Annotated in this window: 26 protein-coding genes; 18 read left to right on the top strand and 8 right to left on the bottom strand. The window is 59.6% G+C overall.

The features are described from left to right. Positions 1 to 82 precede the first annotated feature (82 nt). From AACW30_RS14575 to AACW30_RS14555, 5 genes are all read left to right on the top strand, one after another. On the top strand, positions 83 to 991 hold the full coding sequence (locus AACW30_RS14575; RefSeq protein WP_017253695.1) for a carbohydrate ABC transporter permease: 909 nt from the start codon (positions 83 to 85) through the stop codon (positions 989 to 991). Continuing rightward, positions 984 to 1,829 carry a carbohydrate ABC transporter permease gene (locus AACW30_RS14570; protein WP_106578440.1) on the top strand — a complete coding sequence of 282 codons (846 nt, stop codon included), beginning with the start codon at positions 984 to 986 and terminating at the stop codon, positions 1,827 to 1,829. The genes AACW30_RS14575 and AACW30_RS14570 overlap by 8 nt, the downstream gene beginning before the upstream one ends. 2 nt (positions 1,830 to 1,831) lie before the next feature. Beyond that, a complete protein-coding gene (locus AACW30_RS14565) occupies positions 1,832 to 2,992 on the top strand; it encodes an ABC transporter ATP-binding protein (protein ID WP_200622964.1) in 1,161 nt (386 codons plus the stop codon). Between the two features lie 96 nt (positions 2,993 to 3,088). Further along, on the top strand, positions 3,089 to 4,435 hold the full coding sequence (locus tag AACW30_RS14560; protein WP_200622962.1) for a carbohydrate porin: 1,347 nt from the start codon (positions 3,089 to 3,091) through the stop codon (positions 4,433 to 4,435). Between the two features lie 221 nt (positions 4,436 to 4,656). Beyond that, entirely contained in the window at positions 4,657 to 5,502 is an 846-nt protein-coding gene (locus AACW30_RS14555; RefSeq protein WP_200622961.1) for a D-hexose-6-phosphate mutarotase, read from the top strand. Between the two features lie 130 nt (positions 5,503 to 5,632). Here AACW30_RS14555 and AACW30_RS14550 read toward each other — a convergent pair whose 3' ends face one another. After that, the gene (locus AACW30_RS14550) at positions 5,633 to 6,493 is read right to left on the bottom strand and encodes a MurR/RpiR family transcriptional regulator (RefSeq protein ID WP_170039859.1); all 861 of its coding nucleotides are present in this window, start codon (positions 6,491 to 6,493) and stop codon (positions 5,633 to 5,635) included. A gap of 219 nt (positions 6,494 to 6,712) precedes the next feature. Between AACW30_RS14550 and zwf the strand changes: the two genes are divergently transcribed. From zwf to AACW30_RS14535, 3 genes are read left to right on the top strand one after another with little or no spacing between them, the layout of a single operon-like run. Continuing rightward, positions 6,713 to 8,179, top strand: a complete 1,467-nt coding sequence (gene zwf, locus AACW30_RS14545) for a glucose-6-phosphate dehydrogenase (protein WP_106578444.1) — start codon at positions 6,713 to 6,715, stop codon at positions 8,177 to 8,179. After that, a complete protein-coding gene (pgl, locus tag AACW30_RS14540) occupies positions 8,166 to 8,879 on the top strand; it encodes a 6-phosphogluconolactonase (protein ID WP_200622959.1) in 714 nt (237 codons plus the stop codon). The genes zwf and pgl overlap by 14 nt, the downstream gene beginning before the upstream one ends. 17 nt (positions 8,880 to 8,896) lie before the next feature. Next, positions 8,897 to 9,562: a bifunctional 4-hydroxy-2-oxoglutarate aldolase/2-dehydro-3-deoxy-phosphogluconate aldolase gene (locus AACW30_RS14535; RefSeq protein WP_106578446.1), complete on the top strand. Its 666-nt coding sequence runs from the start codon at positions 8,897 to 8,899 to the stop codon at positions 9,560 to 9,562. A 202-nt stretch (positions 9,563 to 9,764) separates the two neighbouring features. On the opposite strand, the gene AACW30_RS14530 is transcribed toward AACW30_RS14535, so the two are convergent. Beyond that, on the bottom strand, positions 9,765 to 10,940 hold the full coding sequence (locus AACW30_RS14530) for an aminotransferase class V-fold PLP-dependent enzyme (protein WP_200622953.1): 1,176 nt from the start codon (positions 10,938 to 10,940) through the stop codon (positions 9,765 to 9,767). Between the two features lie 10 nt (positions 10,941 to 10,950). Further along, the gene (locus AACW30_RS14525; RefSeq protein ID WP_017139191.1) at positions 10,951 to 11,187 is read right to left on the bottom strand and encodes a DUF3820 family protein; all 237 of its coding nucleotides are present in this window, start codon (positions 11,185 to 11,187) and stop codon (positions 10,951 to 10,953) included. 204 nt (positions 11,188 to 11,391) lie between these two features. Here AACW30_RS14525 and AACW30_RS14520 point away from each other — a divergent pair, with 204 nt between their 5' ends. Continuing rightward, positions 11,392 to 11,859 (top strand): ferritin-like domain-containing protein, encoded by a 468-nt coding sequence (locus tag AACW30_RS14520; RefSeq protein ID WP_106578448.1) that lies wholly within the window; start codon positions 11,392 to 11,394, stop codon positions 11,857 to 11,859. Positions 11,860 to 11,928: 69 nt separating this feature from the next. Here the strand turns inward: AACW30_RS14520 and AACW30_RS14515 are convergent, their stop codons facing one another. Then, positions 11,929 to 12,399 carry a MaoC family dehydratase gene (locus tag AACW30_RS14515; protein WP_003175719.1) on the bottom strand — a complete coding sequence of 157 codons (471 nt, stop codon included), beginning with the start codon at positions 12,397 to 12,399 and terminating at the stop codon, positions 11,929 to 11,931. A gap of 71 nt (positions 12,400 to 12,470) precedes the next feature. Continuing rightward, positions 12,471 to 13,415 carry an alpha/beta hydrolase gene (locus AACW30_RS14510; RefSeq protein ID WP_200622952.1) on the bottom strand — a complete coding sequence of 315 codons (945 nt, stop codon included), beginning with the start codon at positions 13,413 to 13,415 and terminating at the stop codon, positions 12,471 to 12,473. Between the two features lie 221 nt (positions 13,416 to 13,636). Between AACW30_RS14510 and fadD2 the strand changes: the two genes are divergently transcribed. Continuing rightward, a complete protein-coding gene (fadD2, locus tag AACW30_RS14505; RefSeq protein WP_119741486.1) occupies positions 13,637 to 15,325 on the top strand; it encodes a long-chain-fatty-acid--CoA ligase FadD2 in 1,689 nt (562 codons plus the stop codon). A 389-nt stretch (positions 15,326 to 15,714) separates the two neighbouring features. Further along, positions 15,715 to 17,406 carry a long-chain-fatty-acid--CoA ligase FadD1 gene (fadD1, locus tag AACW30_RS14500; protein WP_145159507.1) on the top strand — a complete coding sequence of 564 codons (1,692 nt, stop codon included), beginning with the start codon at positions 15,715 to 15,717 and terminating at the stop codon, positions 17,404 to 17,406. Between the two features lie 166 nt (positions 17,407 to 17,572). On the opposite strand, the gene AACW30_RS14495 is transcribed toward fadD1, so the two are convergent. Then, positions 17,573 to 17,950, bottom strand: a complete 378-nt coding sequence (locus AACW30_RS14495) for a hypothetical protein (RefSeq protein WP_106578452.1) — start codon at positions 17,948 to 17,950, stop codon at positions 17,573 to 17,575. Positions 17,951 to 18,148: 198 nt separating this feature from the next. On the opposite strand from AACW30_RS14495, the gene AACW30_RS14490 reads away from it, so the two are divergent. The 3 genes from AACW30_RS14490 to def all read left to right on the top strand — a co-directional run bounded on the left by AACW30_RS14490 (position 18,149) and on the right by def (position 20,020). Then, on the top strand, positions 18,149 to 18,334 hold the full coding sequence (locus AACW30_RS14490) for a CsbD family protein (RefSeq protein WP_076015848.1): 186 nt from the start codon (positions 18,149 to 18,151) through the stop codon (positions 18,332 to 18,334). A gap of 181 nt (positions 18,335 to 18,515) precedes the next feature. Continuing rightward, positions 18,516 to 19,484: a YihY/virulence factor BrkB family protein gene (locus tag AACW30_RS14485; protein WP_106578453.1), complete on the top strand. Its 969-nt coding sequence runs from the start codon at positions 18,516 to 18,518 to the stop codon at positions 19,482 to 19,484. Further along, positions 19,481 to 20,020: a peptide deformylase gene (gene def / locus AACW30_RS14480; protein ID WP_200622951.1), complete on the top strand. Its 540-nt coding sequence runs from the start codon at positions 19,481 to 19,483 to the stop codon at positions 20,018 to 20,020. Before AACW30_RS14485 ends, def begins: the two co-directional genes overlap by 4 nt. A 136-nt stretch (positions 20,021 to 20,156) precedes the next feature. Here def and AACW30_RS14475 read toward each other — a convergent pair whose 3' ends face one another. After that, a complete protein-coding gene (locus AACW30_RS14475; RefSeq protein WP_200622949.1) occupies positions 20,157 to 20,975 on the bottom strand; it encodes a class I SAM-dependent methyltransferase in 819 nt (272 codons plus the stop codon). A 66-nt stretch (positions 20,976 to 21,041) separates the two neighbouring features. After that, on the bottom strand, positions 21,042 to 21,473 hold the full coding sequence (locus AACW30_RS14470) for a GNAT family N-acetyltransferase (protein WP_106578456.1): 432 nt from the start codon (positions 21,471 to 21,473) through the stop codon (positions 21,042 to 21,044). A gap of 301 nt (positions 21,474 to 21,774) precedes the next feature. Between AACW30_RS14470 and AACW30_RS14465 the strand changes: the two genes are divergently transcribed. The 4 genes from AACW30_RS14465 to AACW30_RS14450 all read left to right on the top strand — a co-directional run bounded on the left by AACW30_RS14465 (position 21,775) and on the right by AACW30_RS14450 (position 25,058). Next, positions 21,775 to 22,704 (top strand): fatty acid desaturase, encoded by a 930-nt coding sequence (locus tag AACW30_RS14465; RefSeq protein ID WP_106578457.1) that lies wholly within the window; start codon positions 21,775 to 21,777, stop codon positions 22,702 to 22,704. Between the two features lie 9 nt (positions 22,705 to 22,713). Next, complete coding sequence (locus tag AACW30_RS14460; protein ID WP_200622948.1) at positions 22,714 to 23,505, top strand: phosphate/phosphite/phosphonate ABC transporter substrate-binding protein; 792 nt, start codon at positions 22,714 to 22,716, stop codon at positions 23,503 to 23,505. A 108-nt stretch (positions 23,506 to 23,613) separates the two neighbouring features. Beyond that, positions 23,614 to 24,123, top strand: coding sequence for a sigma-70 family RNA polymerase sigma factor (locus AACW30_RS14455; RefSeq protein WP_106578459.1), 510 nt, complete (start codon positions 23,614 to 23,616; stop codon positions 24,121 to 24,123). After that, complete coding sequence (locus AACW30_RS14450) at positions 24,120 to 25,058, top strand: FecR domain-containing protein (protein WP_119741494.1); 939 nt, start codon at positions 24,120 to 24,122, stop codon at positions 25,056 to 25,058. The genes AACW30_RS14455 and AACW30_RS14450 overlap by 4 nt, the downstream gene beginning before the upstream one ends. Positions 25,059 to 25,101: the final 43 nt, after the last annotated feature.

The raw sequence follows: 25,101 nt of genomic DNA, 5'->3' as shown, positions 1-25,101 counted from the left end.
GGCTGATCCTTGTGAGGGGAAACCCCCTGACCCCTCACAAGGCTTGTTCCTGTAGTCCTTTTTCCCTGTACTGGATTTTCCCATGAGTTCTGTTGCTGTGTTCAGCAAGGCCTCGCCGTTCGATGCACTGCAGCGCTGGCTCCCTAAACTGGTGCTGGCGCCCAGCATGTTCATCGTGCTGGTGGGCTTTTATGGCTACATCCTGTGGACGTTCGTGCTGTCGTTCACCAATTCCACGTTCCTGCCAAGCTACAAATGGGCGGGTCTTGCGCAATACGCGCGGTTGTTCGACAACGACCGCTGGTGGGTAGCGAGCAAGAACCTGGCGGTTTTTGGCGGGATGTTTATCGGCATCACCCTGGTGATTGGCGTGACCCTGGCGATCTTCCTCGACCAGAAAATCCGCCGCGAAGGCTTTATCCGCACCATTTACCTGTACCCGATGGCGCTCTCGATGATCGTCACCGGTACCGCCTGGAAATGGCTGCTCAACCCGGGCATGGGCCTGGACAAACTCCTGCGTGACTGGGGCTGGGAAGGCTTCCGTCTCGACTGGCTGATCGACCCCGACCGTGTCGTGTACTGCCTGGTGATTGCCGCCGTGTGGCAAGCCTCCGGTTTCATCATGGCGATGTTCCTCGCCGGCCTGCGTGGGGTTGATCAGTCGATCATCCGTGCCGCCCAGATCGACGGCGCCAGCCTGCCGCGCATTTACTGGAGCGTGGTGCTGCCCAGCCTGCGTCCGGTGTTCTTCAGTGCGGTGATGATCCTGGCGCACATCGCGATCAAGAGCTTCGACCTGGTCGCAGCCATGACCGCCGGCGGCCCGGGCTACTCGTCCGACTTGCCTGCGATGTTCATGTACTCGTTCACCTTCAGTCGTGGCCAGATGGGCATGGGCTCGGCCAGCGCAATCCTGATGCTCGGCGCGATCCTCGCGATCATCGTGCCTTACCTGTACTCCGAGCTGAGGACCAAGCGTAATGACTAGTCTTGCTTCCAAACCGACCATCAGCCTGAGTCGCGTCGCGATCTACGCGGTACTGATCCTCGCTGTGCTGCTGTACCTGGTGCCGCTGGTGGTGATGTTGCTGACCAGCTTTAAAACCCCGGAAGACATCAGCACCGGCAACCTGCTGAGCTGGCCGACCGTGGTCACCGGCATCGGCTGGGTCAAGGCCTGGGCCACTGTGGATGGCTACTTCTGGAACTCGATCAAGATCACCGTTCCGGCCGTACTCATCTCCACCGCCATCGGCGCGTTGAACGGCTACGTGCTGTCGTTCTGGCGCTTCAAAGGCTCGCAGTTGTTCTTCGGCCTGCTGTTGTTCGGCTGCTTCCTGCCGTTCCAGACCGTGCTGCTGCCGGCCTCGTTCACCCTCGGCAAAATGGGCCTGGCCAGCACCACCACCGGCCTGGTGTTTGTGCACGTGGTCTACGGGTTGGCGTTTACTACACTGTTCTTCCGTAACTACTACGTGAGCATTCCGGATGCGCTGATCAAGGCGGCACGACTGGACGGTGCGGGTTTTTTCACCATCTTCCGTCAGATCATTCTGCCAATGTCGACCCCGATCATCATGGTCTGCCTGATCTGGCAGTTCACCCAGATCTGGAACGACTTCCTGTTCGGTGTGGTGTTCTCCAGCGGCGACTCACAGCCCATCACGGTGGCGCTGAACAACCTGGTCAACACCAGCACCGGGGCCAAGGAATATAACGTGGATATGGCGGCGGCGATGATCGCCGGGCTGCCGACCCTGCTGGTCTATGTGATCGCAGGCAAGTATTTCGTGCGCGGCCTCACGGCCGGCGCGGTCAAGGGGTAATCATGGCTACGCTTGAACTTCGTAACGTAAACAAGACCTATGGCGCCGGCCTGCCCGACACCTTGAAGAACATCGAACTGTCGATCAAGGAAGGCGAGTTCCTGATCCTGGTCGGCCCTTCGGGTTGCGGCAAATCCACGCTGATGAACTGCATCGCCGGTCTGGAGACCATCACCGGCGGCGCAATCATGATCGGTGATAAAGACGTCAGCGGCATGAGCCCCAAGGATCGCGACATCGCCATGGTGTTCCAGTCCTACGCGCTGTACCCGACCATGAGCGTGCGCGAGAACATCGAGTTCGGCCTGAAGATTCGCAAAATGAGCCAGGCCGATATCGACACCGAAGTGGCGCGCGTGGCCAAGCTGCTGCAGATCGAACACTTGCTCAACCGTAAACCGGGACAACTCTCCGGTGGCCAGCAACAGCGTGTGGCCATGGGCCGTGCGTTGGCACGTCGACCAAAGATTTACCTGTTCGATGAACCGCTGTCGAACCTCGACGCCAAGCTGCGCGTCGAGATGCGCACCGAAATGAAACTGATGCACCAGCGTCTGAAAACCACCACCGTCTACGTCACCCACGATCAGATCGAAGCGATGACCCTGGGCGATAAAGTCGCGGTGATGAAGGACGGCATCATCCAGCAGTTCGGCACGCCAAAAGAGATCTACAACAACCCCGCCAACCAATTTGTGGCGAGCTTCATCGGTTCGCCACCCATGAACTTCGTGCCGCTGCGCCTGCAACGCAAGGACGGTCGTCTGGTGGCGCTGCTCGACAGCGGCCAGGCGCGCTGCGAGCTGGCGCTTAACGCGACGGACGCCGGCCTCGAAGACCGTGATGTGATCCTGGGCCTGCGCCCGGAGCAGATCATGCTGGCGGCAGGCGAGGGCGACAGTGCATCGAGCATTCGTGCCGAAGTCCAGGTCACCGAGCCGACCGGCCCGGACACTCTGGTGTTCGTGCAACTGAACGACACCAAGGTCTGCTGCCGCCTGGCGCCCGACGTGGCGCCGCAGGTGGGCGAGACCCTGACCCTGCAATTCGATCCTGCCAAGGTGCTGCTGTTTGACGCCAACACCGGCGAGCGCCTGGGCACTGCCGCTTCATTGCCAGCACAGGACCGTGCGGACAATGTGGCCCAATTCAAGGGACGCTGAGTGTTGCGCCTGAATGGATAACTTGTTGTTTTGGTTAAAAAAGTAACCCGCGTTAGATAAAAACAGTTTAATAACAATAAAGACGAGGATGTAGGGATGAAAAAGCAACACAACAACACCCGGCTGATCTGCCAATTGTCAGCGGCAGCAGCCCTGGTATTGTCCGCCAATGCGATGGCGGACGATGCTTTCAGTGCCGATTCCAAGTGGATGACCGGCGATTGGGGCGGCGAGCGTACCAAGCTGATCGAGCAAGGTATCGACATCAAGGCTGACTACGTTGGGGAAGTCGGTGGCAACCTGAGCGGTGGCTACAACAACGACAAAACTGCCCGTTACGCTGACCAGTTCGGTCTGGGCGTAGCACTGGATCTGCAAAAGCTGTGGGGCTGGGATAACACCCAGGCCAAGATCCAACTGACCAACCGTAATGGTGCGAACATCTCCAATGACCGCATTGGTGACCCGCGTGCCGGCACCTTGAGTTCGTCTCAAGAAGTTGATGGCCGTGGCCACATGGTGCGTCTGACCCAATTCTGGATTCAGCACCAGATGTTCGACAACAAGCTGGACGTGAAACTCGGTTACTTCGGTGAAGGCGAAGACTTCAACACCTTCCCGTGCGACTTCCAGAACCTCTCGTTCTGCGGCTCGCAAGTGGGTAACTATGTAAACACCTGGTACAACTGGCCTGTCAGCCAAGCGGCGATCCGCGTGAAGTACAACATCACGCCTGAGCTGTATGCGCAAATCGGTGCGTACAACCAGAACCCATCGCAGCTGGAGCACGGCAACGGCTTCAAACTCAGCGGCAGCGGCACCAAGGGCACCGTATTGCCGGTGGAATTGGTCTGGTCGCCGAAGGTCAATGGCCTGCCGGGCGAATACCGTGTGGGTTACTACAAGAGCACCGCCGATGCCACCGACGTACGTGAAGACGTCAACGGCGGTGATGCTGGCAGCTCCGGCGCGGCTTTCCGCGTTCGTAGCAGCAAAAGCGGCTACTGGGGCGTTCTGCAGCAACAACTCACCACGCACAATGGCGACGCTTCCCGTGGTCTGAACATCGCGGCCAACGTGACCTTCCACGACAAAGACACCAACCTGGTCGACAACTACCAGTCGTTGATGCTTGTGTACAAAGGGCCATTTGACGCGCGTACCAAGGATGACGTCGGTATCGGTGTGTCGCGTATCCACGCTAACAGTGACGTGAAGAAAACCGCTGAGTTGCTCAATGCGGCCGGCGGCTTCACTGATTACGATCAAGCGGGCTACGCACCGCTGCGTAACACTGAGTACAACGTCGAACTCAACTACGGCATCCACGTCACCAACTGGCTGACCGTGCGTCCTAACCTGCAGTACATCGCCAACCCAGGTGGTGTGAAACAAGTCGACAACGCGGTAGTTGCGGGCCTGAAAATTCAGACTACGTTCTAACGCTGTTGCGATAAGCTCCTTCTCTCTGTGCGCATTTTGCGGATAGCCATGGCTATCCGCTTTTTTTTGGGCAGCCGTGCACACCTCATGTGGGCGCTGGCTTGCCAGCGATGCAGGCGCCTCGGTTTGTCTGAATGACCGAGGCGGTGCTATCGCAGGCAAGCCAGCGTCCACAGGGTCACCCAAGGTTTGAGCAACAATGAATTTCAGGACCGTGGCACATGCATGAGCATCCGCTGCAACGCTTTTTTAAATCCCTGCGCGAGCGTCCGGTATTCGCCTGGGAACGCTTTCAGATGCGCGACGTGTTGGTCATCGACCATCCGTTGTGCCAGGCAGTGTTCAGTCGTCAGGGTGCGCAATTGCTGCACTTTCAACCGCGTGGCCAGAAACCCTGGCTGTGGTGCGCGGCCAAGTGGCCGCAAGTCGGCGCCATCCGGGGCGGCGTGCCGGTGTGCTGGCCGTGGTATGGGCGCCATCCGAGCGAAAACGCCTGGCCTTCCCATGGGTGGGCGCGGCTGATCGACTGGAAACTGCTCGACAGCAGCACCGACGACGACGGCGTGCGCCTGCACTGGCAATTGCAGCTGTGCGACTGGCAGGTCGACCTGCACGCCCACTTGGGCGAAACCCTGGCGCTGCGCCTGTGCACTGAGCATCAGGACGAGTTGCCGTGCCAATTGAGCCATGCTTTGCACGCCTATTGGCGTATTGGTCACGTGGATGAGATAGCGCTGTCTGGGCTGGATGGCGCGCAAGGTTACGATCAGCTCAATCGCCAGGCTTGCCAGCAGGAAGGTGAGCTTCGCGTGGATGGCGGGTGCCAACGGGTGTTCCAGCACGAGGGCGAATTGCACCTCAAGGACCACGCCTGGCAGCGCGAATTGTGCATCGACACCGGCGACAGCGCCGACACCGTGGTGTGGCATCCGGGAAGCCGGCCGTTGTTGGGCGTGAGCTTTAACGAAGCGTCAGGATTTGTGTGCGTGGAGTCGGCGATGGCCGGTGCGAGTCTGGCGCCAGGGGAGAGGGCGCATTTGAGTTTGCAGGCCAGGGCTGGGGCTTAGCGGTGGAGCTTATGCTGCCATCGCAGGCAAGCCAGCTCCCACCGGGGAATGCATTCCAAATGTGCAACTCGGCCCAGTGTGGGAGCTGGCTTGCCTGCGATAGGGCCGGTACTGCAGGTGGAGATTGCTGCTAGTTAAACTCATCCCCCACCGGATACCGGCTGTCATTCAGGCTCTCTTTGATCTTGCGCAAATGCGGCTGGAAATCCACGCCGCGGCGCAAGGTCATGCCGGTCGCCAGCACATCCAGCACGGTGAGCTGGATGATCCGCGAGGTCATCGGCATGTAGATGTCCGTGTCTTCGGGCAGCGGAATGTTCAGGCTCACCGTACTGGCCTTGGCCAGTGGGGAGTTCTCGGCGGTCACGCCCAGTACTGACGCACCGTTTTCCCGTGCGATGCGCGCCACTTCCACCAACTCGCGGGTACGCCCGGTGTAGGAAATAATCACGAACAGCTCGCCTGTATGCGCCACCGAGGCGATCATGCGTTGCATCAGCACGTCGGCATGCGCGGTCACGGCCAGGTTGAAGCGGAAAAACTTGTGCAGCGCATCCATGGCCACCGGGGCCGAAGCGCCCAGGCCAAAGAAGTGGATCTGCCGCGCCTGGATCAACAGGTCCACGGCCTTGCTGATCAGGGCCGGGTCCAGGGCCTGGCAGGCGCTGTCCAGAGATGCGATGGCGCTGCCAAAGATCTTCTGCGTGTAGGCCTCAGGGTTATCATCGGCTTCCACGGCGCGGCTGACATACGCTGCGCCACTGGCCAAACTTTGCGCCAGCTGCAATTTAAGTTCAGGGTAACCGCTGACGCCGAACGAACGGCAGAAACGGTTGACCGTCGGTTCGCTGACCGAGGCGGCCTGGGCGAGGGCGGCGATAGAGAAGCGGGTCGCCTGCTGCGGGTTGAGCAGGATGACCTCGGCGACTTTTTTCTCGGCCTTGTTCAATTCTTCGAGGCGGTTCCGGATCTGTTCCAGAAGATTTCGCACGCGGTCCATTCAGTCTTTCCTTCGGGCGACGATGCAAATTAAGGGCGGTAACCAATCGACGAGTGGTTCTTTGCGGTGGCCTATCCTACTGAGGGTAGCTGAACACCACCACTCGGAATGCGTATTTTGGGAAAATGTTGTGGTTATTACTACATTTTTCCTTGAGTGATGCCTTGAAAAAAGGTATTTGTAGCTTAACTTGATAAAAGAACAAACATCATGCCTTCGATAACCGTAGAACCCTGCACCTTTGCCCTGTTTGGCGCGTTGGGTGATCTGGCGCTGCGCAAGTTATTTCCTGCTCTCTATCAACTCGATGGCGCAGGCCTCCTGCACGACGACACGCGCATTCTGGCCCTGGCCCGTGAGGCCGGCTCCGAACAGCAGCACATGGCCCACATCGAGAAAGAACTGCGTAAGTACGTCGGCAAGGAACTCGATGAAGCCGTGGCCACACGCTTCCTCGCGCGCCTGGCCTATGTGCATGTCGATTTCATGAAAGCCGACGATTACGTCGGCCTGGCCGAGAAGGTCGGCAGTGACCAACGCCTGATCGCCTATTTCGCCACTCCTGCGGCTGTTTACGGGGCGATCTGCGAAAACCTGGCCAAGGTCGGCCTGGCGGAAAACACCCGCGTCGTGCTGGAAAAACCCATCGGTTCGGACCTGGAGTCCTCGCGCAAGGTCAACGACGCCGTGGCGCAGTTTTTCCCGGAAAACCGCACCTACCGTATCGACCACTACTTGGGCAAAGAGACGGTCCAAAACCTGATCGCGTTGCGTTTTGCCAACAGCCTGTTCGAAACCCAGTGGAACCAGCACTACATTTCCCACGTGGAAATCACTGTGGCCGAGCAGGTCGGTATCGAAGGCCGCTGGGGTTACTTCGACAAGGCCGGCCAGCTGCGCGACATGATCCAGAACCACCTGCTGCAACTGCTTTGCCTGATCGCCATGGACCCGCCGGCCGACCTGTCCGCCGACAGCATCCGTGACGAGAAGGTCAAGGTGCTCAAGGCGCTGGCGCCGATCAGCCCGGAAGGCCTGACCACCCAAGTGGTGCGCGGCCAGTACATCGCCGGCTACAGTGCCGGCAAGCCAGTGCCGGGTTACCTGGAAGAAGAGAATTCCAACACCCAGAGCGACACCGAAACCTTTGTCGCCCTGCGTGCCGATATCCGTAACTGGCGCTGGGCCGGGGTGCCGTTCTACCTGCGTACCGGCAAGCGCATGCCGCAAAAGCTGTCGCAGATCGTCATCCACTTCAAGGAACCGTCCCACTACATCTTCGCCCCCGAGCAGCGCCTGCAGATCAGCAACAAACTGATCATTCGCCTGCAGCCGGACGAAGGTATTTCCTTGCGTGTGATGACCAAGGAGCAAGGCCTGGACAAGGGCATGCAACTGCGCAGTGGCCCGCTGCAACTGAATTTTTCCGACACCTATCGCAGCACCCGTATTCCGGATGCCTACGAGCGGTTGTTGCTGGAAGTGATGCGCGGCAATCAGAACCTGTTTGTTCGCAAAGATGAAATCGAAGCCGCGTGGAAATGGTGTGACCAGTTGATCGCCGGGTGGAAAAAATCCGGTGATGCGCCCAAGCCGTACGCGGCGGGTTCCTGGGGGCCGATGAGCTCAATTGCACTGATCACGCGGGATGGGAGGTCATGGTATGGCGATATCTGAATTGAAACTGCCTCAGGGCGTAACTGCTCATGAGTACCGCACGCCCGTATTGCTGGCCGATGGCCTGGCCAATGACGTGGCCGAGCAACTGCGCGCGGCCATCAGTGCCCGTGGCGAGGCGACCCTGGTGGTGTCCGGCGGCCGCAGCCCCGTGGCGTTTTTCCAGAACCTGGCCAAACAGGGCCTGGACTGGTCCAAGGTCACCATCACGTTGGCCGACGAACGTTGGGTGCCGGTGGAACACGCCGACAGCAACGCCGGCCTGCTGAAAAAATACTTGCTGCAAGGTCCGGCGGCCAAGGCCAAGTTCCTCAGCCTGTATCACGTTGCAGCCACGCTTGAAGACGCCGCCGAACTGGCCGATCGCCAGTTGGCAGAGTTGCCCGCCATCGACGTGCTGGTACTCGGCATGGGCGATGACGGCCACACCGCGTCGCTGTTCCCCAACAGCCCGAACCTGGCTGAAGCACTGAAGCCCGACGGTACCCGCCGTTGCTGGCCGATGCTCGCGCCGACCGTGCCGCACCAGCGCCTGACCATGAGTCGTGCGTTGCTGGCCACGGCCCACTACACCGTGCTGTCGATTTCCGGCAGCGCGAAATTGACCACCTTGAGCGCCGCGCTGGCCAGTGACGACGTTGCTGCCATGCCGATTCGCGCGTTTTTGCAACCTACTTTAGAGATTTACTGGTGCCCATGAGCCAAGGATCAGCCGCTATGAAAAGCCCTCAACCGACCGTGTCCATGGCGGATAAAGTTGCCTTGATCGACAGCCTCTGCGCCAAGGCGCGGATCCTGCCGGTGATCACCATCGCCCGTGAACAGGACATCCTGCCGCTGGCCGATGCCCTGGCAGCCGGCGGTTTGACCGCATTGGAAGTGACCTTGCGTTCCGAGTTTGGCCTCAAGGCAATTCAAGTGCTGCGCGAGCAACGCCCGGAATTGTGCACCGGTGCCGGCACCGTACTCGACCGCCACATGCTTGAAGCCGCCGAAGTGGCGGGCTCGCAGTTTATCGTCACGCCAGGCATTACGCGTGACCTGCTGGAAGCCTCGGTGCACAGCCCGATCCCGTTGCTGCCAGGCATCAGCAACGCCTCCGGCATCATGGAGGGCTATGGCCTGGGTTACCGTCGCTTCAAACTGTTCCCGGCTGAAGTGAGCGGCGGCGTTGCTGCGATCAAGGCGCTGGGTGGGCCGTTCGGCGAAGTGAAGTTCTGCCCTACCGGCGGCGTTGGCCCGGCCAACATCAAAAACTACATGGCGTTGAAAAACGTGATGTGCGTGGGCGGTAGCTGGATGCTTGATCCGGAATGGATCAAGAACGGCGACTGGGCCCGCATCCAGGAAGTCACCGCACAGGCGCTGGCGCTGCTGGATTGAGCTGATTTACCGAATCGTTGTTGCTGTGCTTAACGGCATTTTTGCGGCGCACTTGGTCGGTGTGCCGCTTTTTTTTGCCTGTAGAAAACCTCAAATTCAACGCCGATCAATGTGAGAGCGGGCTTGCGCGCGAATGCGCTGGTTCAGTTGGCCTATTCGTCGACTGACACAGCATATTCGCGCGCAAGCCCGCTCCCACATTTCAGTCCGCGCTTAGCTCGGTTATTGCTTTGACCAAGACATCGATGTCCGCCGCCGAGGTCACCAACCCCGGCGTCACCCGAATGCAGCTGCCAAAGGCCGCGCCGACACGGGTGGTGGTAAACAGGTCGTAGTCCTTGAGCAACCGATCCGCCATCACCTGCTGATCACGCCCGGTGAACTTGAACGCCGTGATCCCGCAATACAGCCGTGGGTCATCCGGCGTCAGCACCTCGATGCCCGGCAACTGACGCACCTGGTTCACCCACAGATTCCGCAGATAATTGACCCGTGCGCCCTTGGCTGACGAGCCACCCAATGCCCGGTGCTCTTCCAGCACCAGCGGCAAGGTCATCAGTGCCGGGAAATTCGGTGTGCTGTAGGGCGTACGCGCGCGAACATCGGTGGGCGGGTAATGAAACTCGCCCATGTCCGGGTCGATAGCGGCCAGGCGCTCCGGGGCGATGTACAGAAAGCCCAGGGTCAGCGGCGCGCCGATCCATTTGTGCAGATTGAAGCCGGCAAACTGGATGCCCAGTTGGGCGAGGTTGAATTCGATCTGGCCCAGGGCATGGGCGCCATCAAGGATCACATCCACGCCGTGCTCACGTGCGGCGTTGGCAATCGCCTCGACGGGCATTACCAGGCCGGTGCGGTGGGTCACATGGGTCAGGGCCATCAACTTGAGGCGCGGGTACTGCACAAACGCGGTGCGATAAGTCTGTACCAGGCTGTCGAAACTGGCCGGGTGGGCGTGGGATAACTCGATCACCTCCACACCGCGATAGCCCGCCAGCCAGCGCATCGCGCCTTTGACCGTGTCGTACTCCAGGTCGCTGATCAGCACTTGGTCGCCCGGTTGCAGGTTGTTGTAGTTGCGGATCAGTGACTGCAACGCCTCAGTGGCATTGCGGGTGAAGGCAATCGACTCCGGGTCGGCGTCGATCAGCCCGGCCAGTTGGCGGCGCACCTCGACGTTTTCACCCTGCTCAAAGCGCTGGCGCACATACAGCGAGTTGCTGCGGTTGATAAACGCGACGTGCTCCAGGTACTGCGCCCGTACCGCGCGGCTCATACGCCCGAAGTAGCCGTTTTCCAGATTGATCGGGCCAGGTTCCAGCTCATAGCGCTGGGCAATGGCCTGCCAATGACGTTCGTTATCTGCATTCCTTGGCATGGCGAGACTCTCAGTGGCGGGGGGCAGGTTTGCCGTGCTTTACGCGCAGCGGTTCCAATAGTTCGGACAGGCCGTTGTGGTCAATTTCCTGCATCAATGCCAGCAAGCCGCCCAACTCGCCGTGAGGAAATCCCTCGCGGGCAAACCAGTTCAGGTAGGGGCCGGGCAAGTCGGCGATGATCCGCCCCTTGTATTTGCCGAAGGGCATTTCGCGGGTGATCAGCAATTCGAGTTTTTCGGGGTTCATGGCATCAGGCGTTTAAGTCGAGACCTTGGAAAATACAGGCATTCTGCATGAAGGCCAAATGACAGATCATGCAAATAACTCGCATACAGATGGTTCAATAATTTTTATCTAGTTGAAAAATAAGGGAAAAGTTGTTTTTAAAAACTTGGCACGGGCGCTGCAATCATTAATACACGTTTCTTAACCCGCACAAGGAATTGAAAAATGACTGACATCAACAAAGAATCGATCTCTGTACTCAACGACCTGATCGAGACCAGCAAAGACGGCCAGAAAGGCTTCGCAACTTGTGCTGAAGACATCAAGCACCCAGAGCTCAAAGCGCTCTTCCAGAAGCGTGCCGCCGACTGCGCCAGCGCTGCTGCCGAGCTGCAAACCGCTGTGAAAGCCCTGGGTGGCGATCCGGAAAAATCCGGTTCGGTTGCCGGCGCACTGCACCGTGGTTGGGTCGACGTGAAATCGCTGGTCACCGGCAAAGATGAAGAAGCCGTGTTGAACGAAGCCGAGCGTGGTGAAGACCACGCACTGAAGGCTTACAAAGAAGCGATCGAGAAGATCAACAAGCACAACCTGCTGGGTATTCGTGACCTGGTTGAGCGTCAGTTCCATGGCGCCCAACGTAACCACGACCAGGTGAAAGCTCTGCGTAACCAGGCTCGCGCTCAGTCTTGAGTCGCTCCTGATTAGAAAAAGCCCCGCTGATGCGGGGCTTTTTTTATGGGCAATTTTTACACCCAGGCATCAGCCGATGCTGATCGGCGGCAGTTCGGTCAACGTCACCACCTGCTGCTTGCGGGGTGCCAGGATTTCCGCCTCACCGTCCACTACCAGCTCATCGCGCTGGTTGAACACGCGAGTGGCGATGCGCACGCGAAACTTGGGCAGCTTCTCGAGGATTTCCAGACGCACGGTCAAGGTGTCGCCGATTTTCACTGGCTTCTGGAAGCTCATCTGCTGGCCGATGTAGATAGTGCCCGGCCCGGGCAGTTCGCAGGCAACGGCCGCGCTGATCAAGGCGCCGCTGAACATGCCGTGGGCGATACGCTCCTTGAACATGGTCGCCTTGGCGTACTCGGCATCCAGGTGCACCGGGTTGTGGTCGCCGGACATCGCGGCAAACAACTGGATATCGCGCTCTTCGACGGTCTTGCTGTAGCTGGCGGTCTGGCCGACTTCGAGGGCTTCGTACGGGGTGTTGGTAACCTGCGTCATCTCGGGGTGCATCCTGTGGCTAATCGGTAATTAAACAGTATGATTTTAAGCGTTTGATTTTAAACGAAAATTTATTCGCGGCGGGTCGGCCTGCGCAAGGTCAGAGCCTGTTGCAACCACGCCAGTACATCCGCTGTGACGTCATCACGGTTGGTTTCATTGAACACTTCATGACGCGCCTGCGGGTAGATATTCAATTGCAGGTGCTGGCAGCCGGCCTTACGCAACGCATGGGCCAGGCTTTTGAGACGCTTGCCTTCACTCACCGGATCACATTCGCCGCCCATCACCAGGATCGGCAGGCCCGGGTCGATCTGCGCGAGATTGGACGCTTTGCTGATTTGCTGCAAGCCGCCCAGCAGGTCGATCCACAACTGGTTGGTGCAGCGAAAACCGCACAGCGGGTCGGTGATGTACTGGTCGACCTCGACCGGGTCGCGACTGAGCCAATCAAACGCCGTTCGGTTGGGCTTGAAGGCTTTATTGAACGAGCCGAACGACAGGAACTCGATCAACGCACTGCGCCCGCGCAAGCCCTGGCGTGCCCGTTCGATACGAGCAATCACCGCCGCCGCGCGGTACAGCGCAATCGGTTGGAAATTCGACCCGCTCAGAATCGCGCCAGTCAGGCTGGCGCTGTGGTGCAGCAGGTAGGCCTGGGCGATGTAGCTGCCCATGCTGTGGCCCAGCAGGATAATGGGCAGCCCCGGATGCTGCTGGCCGATGTGCTGGTTGAGGCTGGCCAGGTCGCCCACCACTTTGTTCCAGCCGTCCTTTTCGGCGTACAACCCCAGCGTGCCTTCATCGGCGGTGCGGCCATGACCGCGCTGGTCCAGCGCATACAGACCGTAACCGGCACCGCACAGGGCTTGGGCCAGGCGTGCATATCGACCACTGTGCTCGGCCATGCCGTGGGACAGCATGACGACTGCCCGGGTCTCGCCTTCCGGCAGCCATTGATTGACGTACAGGCGGCTGCGGTCATTCGCGGTCAGCCAGAAGGTGCTGTGGTTCATGGCGCTTCCTTTGCTCAGGGTCGTTGCAGTGTATAGCTCATCCTCGGGCTTGCGTCTGATCAGTGCAGGCCCTTGTAGGAAGATTCACGCAATTAATGACGCTCTTTCCTGTATTTGCCTGTTTGGCCATAGCTGCTAACGTCCCCAAAGCTCCGCTTTTTATAGCAGCACGTTTTTATCGCTGCAGCGGTCGGACACACTCAGGTAAGAGGACAAGAATAATGCAACCTGATTTCTGGAATGACAAACGCGCCGCGGGCGTTCCCAATGACATCGACCTCACCACGTACAAGTCGGTGATCGAAGTCTTCGAACGTTCCTGCAAGGCCTTTGCCGACCGTCCGGCGTTCAGCAACATGGGCATCACCCTGACCTACGCCGAGCTTGAGCGCCAGAGTGCTGCGTTCGCCGGTTACCTGCAGCAACACACCGACCTCAAGCCGGGCGAGCGTATCGCGGTGCAGTTGCCCAACGTGCTGCATTACCCGATTGCCGTATTCGGAGCACTGCGTGCCGGGCTGATCGTGGTCAACACCAACCCGTTGTACACCCCGCGCGAGATGCGTCATCAGTTCAAGGATGCCGGCGTGCGTGCGCTGGTGTACCTCAACCTGTTCGGTGCGAGGGTGCAGGAGGTGTGCGCCGACACCGAGATCGATTACCTGATCGAAGCCAAAATGGGCGACTTCATGCCCGCCGCCAAGGGCTGGTTGATCAATACCGTGGTCGACAAAGTCAAGAAAATGGTCCCGGCCTACCACCTGCCTCGGGCGGTATCGTTCAAACGCGCGTTGCGCATGGGCGCGGGGCAGGGGTTGATCCGGCATCCGGTCACGCTGGATGACATCGCCGTGCTGCAATACACCGGCGGTACCACTGGCCTGGCCAAGGGCGCGATGCTCACCCACGGCAACCTGGTGGCAAATATGCAGCAGGCCCGGGCGTGCATGTCCCAGGTCACCGACGATGGCCAGCCGCTGGTAAAGGAAGGGCAGGAGGTGATGATCGCGCCGCTGCCGCTGTACCACATCTATGCCTTCACGGCGAACTGCATGTGCATGATGGTGACCGGCAACCACAACGTGCTGATCACCAACCCGCGCGACATTGGCGGGTTCATCAAGGAGCTGAAAAAGTGGCGGTTCTCCTGCCTGCTGGGGCTCAACACCCTGTTTGTGGCACTGATGGACCACCCCGACTTCAAGACCCTGGATTTCTCCCACCTCAAGATCACCAACTCCGGCGGCACCGCCCTGATCAAGGCCACGGCCGAGCGCTGGAAGGCGGTGACCGGGTGTTCCATCGGCGAAGGCTACGGCCTGACTGAAACCTCACCCGTGGCCAGTACCAACCCGTACGGCAGCCAATCGCGCCTGGGCACAGTGGGGATTCCGGTGCCGGGTACGGCGATGAAGGTGATCGACGATGACGGGCACGAGCTGCCATTGGGTGAGCGCGGCGAACTGTGCATCAAGGGCCCGCAGGTGATGAAGGGGTACTGGCAGCAGCCGGCCGCTACCGCCGAGGCGCTGGACGCCGACGGTTGGCTCAAGACGGGTGACATTGCGGTGATCGACAACGATGGCTTCGTAAGCATTGTTGATCGCAAGAAAGACCTGATCATCGTTTCGGGCTTCAACGTTTACCCCAACGAGATCGAAGACGTGGTGATGGCCCACCCGGCGGTGGCCAACTGCGCGGTCATCGGCGTGCCGGATGACCGCACCGGGGAGGCGGTGAAGCTATTTGTGGTGGCGCGTACCCAAGGCGTGAGCCTTGAAGAGCTGAAGGCGTACTGCAAGACCAATTTCACCGGGTACAAAGTGCCCAAGCATATTGTGTTGCGCGACTCGCTGCCGATGACGCCGGTGGGCAAAATTTTGCGCAGGGAGCTTCGCGACATCGCCTGACCATGATTGAAAGCCACTCAAAATGTGGGAGGGGGCTTGCCCCCGATGGCGGTGTATCAGTCAGCAGATGTGTTGGCTGATACACCGCTATCGGGGGCAAGCCCCCTTACACATAGATTCTTTATTGCCCTGAAAACCCTATTCCAGAGCCTTTTGCTGGGATATTTGATCGCTGCTTAAAGTGTGACCAAATATTGTAGGACAGTCATGTTTATGACCGTAGGGGCCCCTTTTGGCTCTAGGCGGCCCTTGGCAAAGCTGCTACTCTCGGCGCGCTTTGTGACTTCTCGGCCTGCTTGAAAGCGCCAGACTCACCTTAAAAAAACATACACCAATAATAATCGCATCAAATGCGATGATGAATTCGCGTCGCTGAGGAGTGGGCTTCCATGAACGAAGACTTTTGGAAGGATAAGTACCCCGCCGGGATTGCTGCAGACATCAATCCAGACGAGTATCCAAATATTCAGGCGGTACTGAAGCAGTCCTGCCAGCGCTTCGCCGACAAGCCGGCTTTCAGCAACCTGGGCAAAACAATCACCTACGGTGAACTGTACGAATTGTCCGGTGCTTTCGCCGCTTACCTGCAACAACATACCGACTTGAAGCCTGGCGATCGCATCGCCGTGCAACTGCCCAACGTCCTGCAATACCCGGTTGCCGTGTTCGGCGCCATCCGTGCCGGCCTGATCGTGGTCAACACCAACCCGCTGTATACCGCGCGGGAAATGGAACACCAATTTAATGACTCCGGGGCCAAGGCCCTGGTCTGCCTGGCGAACATGGCGCACCTGGCTGAAAAAGTCGTGCCCAAGACTGCCGTCAAACACGTGATCGTCACTGAAGTCGCCGACCTGTTGTCGCCGTTCAAGCGCTTGCTGATCAACAGCGTCATCAAGTACGTGAAGAAAATGGTCCCGGCCTATCACTTGCCCAAGGCGATCAAGTTCAACGACGTGCTGGCCAAGGGGCACGGCCAGGCGGTCAATGATGCCAGCCCGGCCAGCAGCGATGTTGCCGTGCTGCAATACACCGGCGGCACCACCGGCGTGGCCAAGGGCGCGATGCTCACCCACCGCAACCTGGTCGCCAACATGCTGCAATGCAAGGCGCTGATGGGCTCCAACCTTAATGAAGGTTGCGAAATCCTGATCACGCCGCTGCCGCTGTACCACATCTATGCCTTCACCTTTCATTGCATGGCGATGATGCTGATCGGCAACCACAACATCCTGATCAGCAACCCGCGCGACTTGCCGGCGATGGTCAAGGAACTGTCGAAGTGGAAGTTCAGCGGCTTTGTCGGCCTCAACACGTTGTTCGTGGCGCTGTGCAACAACGAAGGCTTTCGCAAGCTGGACTTCTCTGCGCTGAAAGTCACCCTGTCCGGCGGCATGGCCCTGCAACTGGCCGCGGCCGAGCGTTGGAAGGACGTGACCGGTTGCAACATCTGCGAAGGCTACGGCATGACCGAAACCAGCCCGGTGGCCACGGTCAATCCGATCCAGAACATCCAGATCGGCACCATCGGCATTCCGGTGCCTTCGACTGTGTGCAAAGTCATCACCGATGACGGCGTCGAGCTGGCTCTCGGTGAAATCGGCGAACTGTGCGTCAAGGGCCCGCAAGTGATGAAGGGCTACTGGCAGCGCGAAGATGCCACCGCCGAAATCCTCGACAGCGAAGGCTGGTTGAAGACCGGTGACATCGCGATCATCCAGCCTGACGGCTACATGCGCATCGTCGACCGCAAGAAAGACATGATTCTGGTCTCCGGCTTCAACGTCTACCCCAACGAATTGGAAGACGTGCTGGCAACCCTGCCCGGCGTGCTGCAGTGCGCGGCCATCGGCGTGCCGGATGAAAAATCCGGGGAGCACATCAAGATCTTCATCGTGGTCAAGCCCGGTGCCACCCTGACCAAAGATCAGGTGATGGAGCACATGCGCGCCAACGTCACCGGCTACAAGGTGCCCAAGGCCGTTGAGTTCCGTGATGCGTTGCCGACCACCAACGTGGGCAAAATCCTGCGGCGTGAATTGCGTGATGAAGAACTGAAGAAGCTGGGCCTGAAAAAGTAACCCAATAAAAAACCCCGCAATTGCGGGGTTTTTTTATGCCTGGATTGGAATGCAATCCAGATGCGGGAGCGGGCTTGCTCGCGAAAGTGGCGAGTCAGTAACACATCCGGCGACTGACACCCCGTGTTCGCGAGCAAGCCCGCTGCCACATGTTTGATCTGCGTTTTTACACCGCAAACTGCGCGAAGCTCACACCCGCACCTGCCGGGCGCACATCGGTGAGGAACGAATCCTTGTCCGCGCTCAGCTCCAGCGTGATCTCCGGGCTGCGCTTGCCTGCATTGCGCACTACCAGCCCTTCAAGTTTTTCACGCAAAAATGCTGTCGGCACCTTCAGGTGCAGCAACTGGTCGGACTCGGCGTTGTGCATCAACAAGTGAATCCACTCGTATTGGCCCACGGCAATACGGCCCACCGGCAGGTCGAACCACCAGATGTTGCGTTTGCGGTCCAGGTCGGTGAAGTGGCAGTTGTTGAGGCCGAGTACGGCACCGCCCAGTTCCTGGTTTCTGCGGGCGATAGCCTGTGCTTTATTGAGTTTCATAACCTTCCTACGGGATCTGTTATTCAGCGTTATAGCCTGAATGTGCGGGGCATTCTCGTGGGTTGGCTGCAAAACATAAAGCCAAACCTGCAAGCGGCGATGAAATGCCCGTCGAAAAATAATTGAAACTCTGCCGAACAGCCTCGGGTCAATCTCTACGTAATGACCAAAAACCTCGATTGTTCCAGGAGAAATACCATGAGCAGCACATCGGATAAGGCAAAAGGTTTGGCTAACGAAGCCGTCGGCAACGTCAAGCAAGGTGTTGGCAAAGTGACTGGCAACGACAAGCTGCGCGCCGAAGGCGTGGTTCAGGAAAAGAAAGGCGAAGTGCAGAAAGCGGTGGGCGATACCAAAGACGCGGTAAAAAAAGCCACCAAGTAAGTCTGAATCGTTGGCTGTATGCGTGCAGCCCGACGGCCATCCACGGATGGCCGTTTTTATGTCAGATGCTGCAACTAAAATCTGGTAATTGTTTCAAAGTCGCCAAGTAGGCTACTTTTGATGTAGAAAACGGCCCCTGAGTCGCCCACGACCTCACCCTTTTGCGGCGAAAGGAGACGCTATGATTTTTCCGGTATTACAAGGTTTACCCCTGCATAAGGTGCTGGTGCGCACCGTCAAGGAATTCGTCGATGACGAAATGCCCACCTATGCCTCGGCACTGGCCTACCAGATGCTGTTCTCATTGTTTCCCTTCCTGCTGTTCCTTATCGCCCTGATTGGTTTCCTGCATCTGCCGGACTTCTTCACCTGGCTGCGCATGCAATCGGAACTGGTGCTGCCGCCCCAGGCGCTGGAGCAGGTCAACCCGGTGATCGACCAGTTGCAGCAGTCCAAAGGTGGCTTGCTCTCCGTTGGTATCGTGATCGCCCTGTGGACTGCCTCCGCCGGTGTACGGCTGATGATGAGCGCGATGAACGCTGCCTACGATGTGGTCGAAGGCCGTCCGATCTGGAAGCGCTTCCCGCTCTCGGTGTTCTACACCGTCGGCATCGCCGGCATGCTGCTCGCCGCCGCCGCCTTGATGGTGCTTGGCCCGCAGGTGATGGAGTGGCTCGCCGGGCAGATCGGCATGCAGGAATTCGTGGTGACTTTGTGGACCATCCTGCGCTGGCCGCTGATTGTGATTCTGCTGATGTTTGCCGTGGCCCTCATGTATTACGTGATGCCCGATGTGGAGCAGAAATTCCGCTTCATCACGCCCGGCTCGGTGCTCGCCGTAGTGGTGTGGATCGTTGCTTCCCTGGGCTTTGGCTATTACGTCAAAACCTTCGCCGACTACAACGCCATGTATGGCAGTATCGGTGCGATCATCGTCCTGCTTCTGTACTTCTATATTTCCGCCGCGGTGCTGTTGCTGGGCGCGGAGATGAATGCCGTGATCGAACACATGTCGGCTGAAGGCAAGGACCCGGGAGAAAAGGAGTTCGATGAACCCGCCGAAGAAGTTTCTGACACGGATGCAAAACAGCACGTCTCAGGCCTAGGCCGGGACCACTCCAAGCCCACACCCATTGAGCCTGATCGATGATCCGTGAAATCCTGAAAATGGGCGATGAGCGCCTGCTGCGTATTGCACCGCCGGTTACGCCGGAAATGTTCGACAGCCCCGAGCTTTGGCAGTTGATTGACGACATGTTCCAGACCATGGAACACGTCGGCGGCGTTGGCCTGGCCGCACCGCAGATCGGCGTCGATCTGCAACTGGTGATCTTTGGTTTCGAAGCCAGCGAGCGATACCCGGATGCGCCGCCGGTGCCGCAGACCATCCTGATCAACCCGTTGATCACACCGCTCAGCCCGGTGGTGGAAGAGGGCTATGAAGGCTGCCTGTCCGTGCCCGGCCTGCGTGGCGCGGTAGACCGTTATCAGCAGATTCGCTACGAGGGTTTCGACCCCAAAGGCGAGCCGATCACGCGCATCGCCGAGGGTTTCCATGCGCGCGTGGTGCAGCATGAATGCGATCACCTGATCGGCCGGTTGTACCCCTCGCGGATTACCGACTTCAGCAAGTTCGGGTTTATCGAAGTGATGTTTCCAGACATGGACCCGAACGCTGACGAATAGCGTTCAAGCCCAATGAGATCCAAATGTGGGAGCGGGCTTGCTCGCGAAAGCGGTGTATCAGTGACTTATCCTGTGACTGATACTCCACATTCGCGAGCAAGCCCGCTCCCACATGTGCATTGCATTTCAAAGCGGGTTATTTGGCCGGTTTCACAAACCGCAACGTCATCCGATCCGACTCACCAATCGCCACATACTTGGCCTTGTCCTGCTCACCCAACTTCAATGCCGGCGGCAAGGTCCATACGCCACCGGGGTAATCCTTGGTGTCCTTCGGGTTGGCATTCACCTCACTCTGTCCCGCCAGCTTGAACCCGGCGTCCGTTGCCAGCTTCACCACCTGCGCGGTGGTCAGGTAACCACTGTCCTTGATCGCTTCCAGATCCGCCCCATCCTTGGCGCGATGATCTTCCACGCCCAGCACCCCACCGGGCTTGAGCACCGTGTAGAACGCGCTGAAGGTGGCCGGCGCGGTGCCCGCGTCAACCCAGTTATGCACATTGCGAAAGGTCAGTACCGCATCGGCCGACGCAGGCTTGCCGAACACCGGCGCCTTGGGATCGAATTCGACAACCTCGGCCTTGGCATAACGCGCAGGGTCGGCGGCGAATTTCTTTTTCAGGTTCTGTTCGGACGTCGCGGCGTAAGCACTGCTGCTCGCAGCCTGCACGGCGGCGACGTAATGCCCATGGTCCTTGAGCAACGGCGCCAGGACCTCGCTGTACCAGCCGCCGCCCGGGGTGATTTCGATCACCGTCTGCTTGGCGCCCAGGCCGAAGAATTCCAACGTTTGCTGCGGATGGCGATAAACGTCGCGCGCGCTGTTGGCCGGGTCGCGCCAGCTGCCGGCAAGCACGCTGGTGTACTGCGCGGCGGTAATCGGTGCGTCGGCTGCCTGGCTGAGCGTTGGAACGAGGAGGGCGGTGAGGGACAGAGCTGCAAGCGTCGTTTTCATGATCATCCTGTAAGGGGCCACTGTGCCGTCGAGGCTAGCATGGGCCCTCTACCGGGCGATCACACATTATCCGAGGTGCACCTCACCCTTGGTTATAAGCCCCATGGCGATCATTGGTTTATTGCGTTTGTAGCGCACCAGCCGCTCGCTGAGCGATTGTGGCAGCACCGTGTCCTGAGTGAAGCCCATACGCCGGTACAGACCTTCTAGATCCGGATGGCACAGCAGCCACACTGTGCCTTCCACTTCGGCCACAGCCTGCAGAATCAGGCGCGCCGCCAACCCGTTGCCGCGATACGCGGGGTCCACAAACACCCCCGTCAGCCACTGCCCGCCCAGCACCGGGCTCAGGCACAACCCGGCCACGATCTCGCTGTCGCGCGCCACCCATAAACGCCCGCCTTTAATGGCTTTCATCGACGAGTCGTGGCTACGGTAAAACTTGTTGAGCAGCGGCCACAGCGGCGCTGCCAGCGGTTCGAGGTGCAGTTCGGGCATGGTCTTCAGGCGAGCAATATCAAGGGTCGGGGATTATAAGCGCCTTCTGCCCGGCAATAGGTGGTATACCCACTGTTACATCCCCTTCAGTTGAGCATGCATCATGGCCAAAGGTATGGATTCAAAGAAAGCCGCGAAGAAGAAGCCGGCAAAAACCGCCGATGAAAAACGCGCCGACAAGAAAGCCAAGAAGTCCGACACAGGCCTGTTCGGTCACTGAGTTACAAGCTTAGAACCAAACGGTCTGCAAGATTTTCAAGCCTCAATGCACAGAGCAGGAAACACCTGCTCTGAGCTGCCGATGGCCAATTACCTTGATCTGACCCAGCGCCGGGAAATCGAAGCCCTGGTGCACCGTTTTACCGCCCGAACCGAATGGCCGACCTGGCTGTTGCTGATCGGCGTGTACACGGGCTGGTTCGCCGTGATGCTCGCCAGTCAATGGCTGGGCCTGTGGCTGAGCACCTTGCTGCTGATCCCGTTGGTGACGCTGTGGCTGTCGGTGCAGCACGAATTGCTCCACGGCCATCCCACCCGCTCGCTTCTTGTGAACAAACTGCTCGGCTATGCACCTTTTGCCGTGTGGTATCCCTATACGCTGTACCGCGAAAGCCATTTGTTGCACCACAACGATGAAGACCTGACGCTGCCGGGCATCGACCCGGAAAGCCGCTACCTTAACCAATCCCAATGGGACAACAGCTCGTTGTTCAAACGCAGCGTGCATTGGCTGACCAAAACCGTGCTCGGCCGTTTCCTGCTCGCGGCGCCGTTGGCGATTGGCCGACTGGCGCGTCATGAGTTTCAACGCTTGCCCCACGTGTGGCCGATGTGGCTGGCCCACGGCGCCGTGACCCTATTGATGCTGAGCTTCATTGCCCACTGCAGCGCACTGCCGGTGTGGCACTACCTGCTGCTGGTCAGCGTGCCGGCCTTGTCCCTGGCGTCGATCCGTTCTTACTATGAGCACCGTCCACACCTGCAGCCGGAACAGCGCACCGTCCTCAACGAAGCGGCCTGGCCCTGGACCTGGCTGTTCCTCAACAACAACCTGCACCTGGTGCACCATGACTTGCCGAAACTGCCCTGGTACTTACTGCCCACCGTCTACCACGCCCGCCGTGAACAATGGGTGGCGCGCAGCGGCGGGTTTGTGGTGCAGGGCTACGGCCAATTGATCAGCCGCCACGGCCTCAAGGCCATCGACAGCCCCCGGCACCCTTTTGCCTGAGAGACGCCCATGAGTGATCACTACGCCGAACTGCTGATGTACGTCGCCCCCGAAGCGGTGCAGCGCGCCAACCAGCAGTGGTTGGCGCGGATAGTGGAGCGTCTGAACCTGAGCCGCCGCAACGCCGACCACCTCGACCTGCACGGCCTGTGGCTGGCGCCCGAACTGCTCGTCACGCAAACCTGCGGCTATCCGCTGATGACCCAACTGCGCGGCCAGGTGCGCATGATCGGTCGCCCACGCTACGAGTTGGCCCACAGCAGCCAGGGCGAACATTGCAGCCTGCTGCTGGCCCGCGACGACGACCCGCGCACCGCACTGGCGGACTTCTACCTCAGCCGTGGCGTGATCAATGGCCATGACTCCAACAGCGGCATGAACCTGCTGCGCGAACGCCTCGCGCCGTTGCAGCGCGGCGGTCGTTTCTTTGCCAGCGTCGGCATCAGCGGCGCCCACCGTGAAAGCCTGCGCTGGCTGCGCGAAAACCTTGCCGACCTCGCCGCCATCGACAGCGTCACCTACGACTACCTGGCGCGTTTCGCCCCGCAGGAAGTGGCGGGGCTGCGCATCGTCACCCGCAGCGCGCCGAGCCCGACCTTGCCTTACATCGGGCCGCTTAGGCTGAGCGATGAGCACGTGGCGCAGATCCGCGAGGCAATGAACCTGGCGTTGCAGGATCTGCCGCAGGTGGTCGACACGCTGGGTATCCAGCAAGTGCTGCCCGCGCGCGAAGACGACTACCGCGTGCTGTTGGATTACCAGCAACAGGCGGTCAACGCGGGTTATTCGAAGCTTCAATAAGGTTATATAAAAATACCTTTTAAATATTATTAAAGAATAAGCCGCCTTGCTAGGATCGCTCCACCGGAACACCGGACATAACGCGCAACCTACTCAGATGGAGCCACTATGTCCGGCGCCGACACTTCTCACAGCGATTACGTGGGCGGATTGTTCCGCAGTCATTACGACTGGCTGTGCAGCCGTTTGCACCGCCATCTCGACTCGCGTGCCCACGCCGAAGACATCGCCGCCGACACCTTCGTCCAACTGCTGAGTTCGCCAGGCGTGGTGCCGATTCGTCAGCCCCGCGCCTTGCTCACCACCATTGCCCAGCGCCTGATGTACCAGCTGTGGCGCCGGCGGGATCTGGAGCGCGCTTATCTCGATGCCCTGGACAACGACGAAACCTGCACCGCACCGTCTCCCGAAGACCTGGCGCACATGCTCGAAGCCTTGCAGGCCATCGACCAGTTGCTCGACGGCTTGCCGGCCAAGGTCAAGGCGACCTTCCTGCTGTCGCAACTCAATGGCCTGACGTATCCCGAGATTGCCGCTGAACTGGGGATTTCCCAACGCTCGGTCAGCGACTACATGGCCCGCGCGCTCAACCGTTGCCTGCGGCTGTGCCTGGAATGAACGACGCCTTGATCGACAGCGCCACGCGCTGGTACGTGCTGCTGCGTTCGGGCGAGGCCACGGCGGCGGACTGGCAGCGCTATCACCACTGGCGCGCAGCCGACCCGCGGCATGACGCATTGTGCCGGCAACTGGAAACGCGCCTTGGCGTGTTTCAGGTTGCGCAAGCGCAAGGCGTAAGCGGCAAGGTTCTGCAGCAAGCGCTGGATGCGCCTTCCAGCCGCCGCCATGTCTTGCAGGTCGCATTGGCGGGTGCAGGCGTGGCCATGGGCGCTGCGCTGTTGAGCAAACCCATGGGGTTAGCGGACCTGACTGCGGACATCCGCACCGGCACCGGTGAACGTCGCACCGTCACCCTGGCCGACGGCAGCGAGTTGTTGCTCAACGCGCAAAGCGCGGCGGATATCCAGTTCGACCCGCAGCGGCGCCTGGTGCGCCTGCGCGAAGGCGAGTTGCTGGCCAGGGTCGCCAGCGACCGTAACCGCCCCTTTCTGATTCAGACCGAGCAGGCGCAGGTGCGCGCCTACGGCAATCGCTTTGTGTTGCGCGAGAGGCAAGGGCAGGGCCAGGTCGTGGCGCTCGATGGCGCGCTGGAAATCGATCGTCAGAGCGGCGAACGCCTGCAACTCGCCGCCGGCCATGAAGTGCATTTCGACCGCGCCGGCTTCGGCCCGGTGCAGGTCAGTTCGGCCGGCGCCACGGCGTGGATCGACGGCTTCCTGCAAGTGCGTGACCGTCCGCTGGCCGAAGTCATCGACGCGTTGCGGCCCTATCACACTGGCGTGTTGCGCCTGGACCCGTCAGTCGCCGGCTTGCGCGTCAGCGGCCTTTATCGGCTGGACAACCCGCAGCAAATCCTCGACACCCTGGCGCGCACCTTGCCGATCCACATCACCCGCCGCACCGGGTTGTGGGTGACCGTCAATGCGGCCTGACGGACTTGCTCGGCCAATGTGGGAGCTGGCTTGCCTGCGATGG

This window comes from Pseudomonas sp. MF6747 (genome assembly GCF_963890955.1).
Classification (GTDB): domain Bacteria; phylum Pseudomonadota; class Gammaproteobacteria; order Pseudomonadales; family Pseudomonadaceae; genus Aquipseudomonas.
The sequence above is the reverse complement of the archived record's forward strand: the minus strand, read 5'-3'. Positions and strand labels throughout refer to the sequence as shown.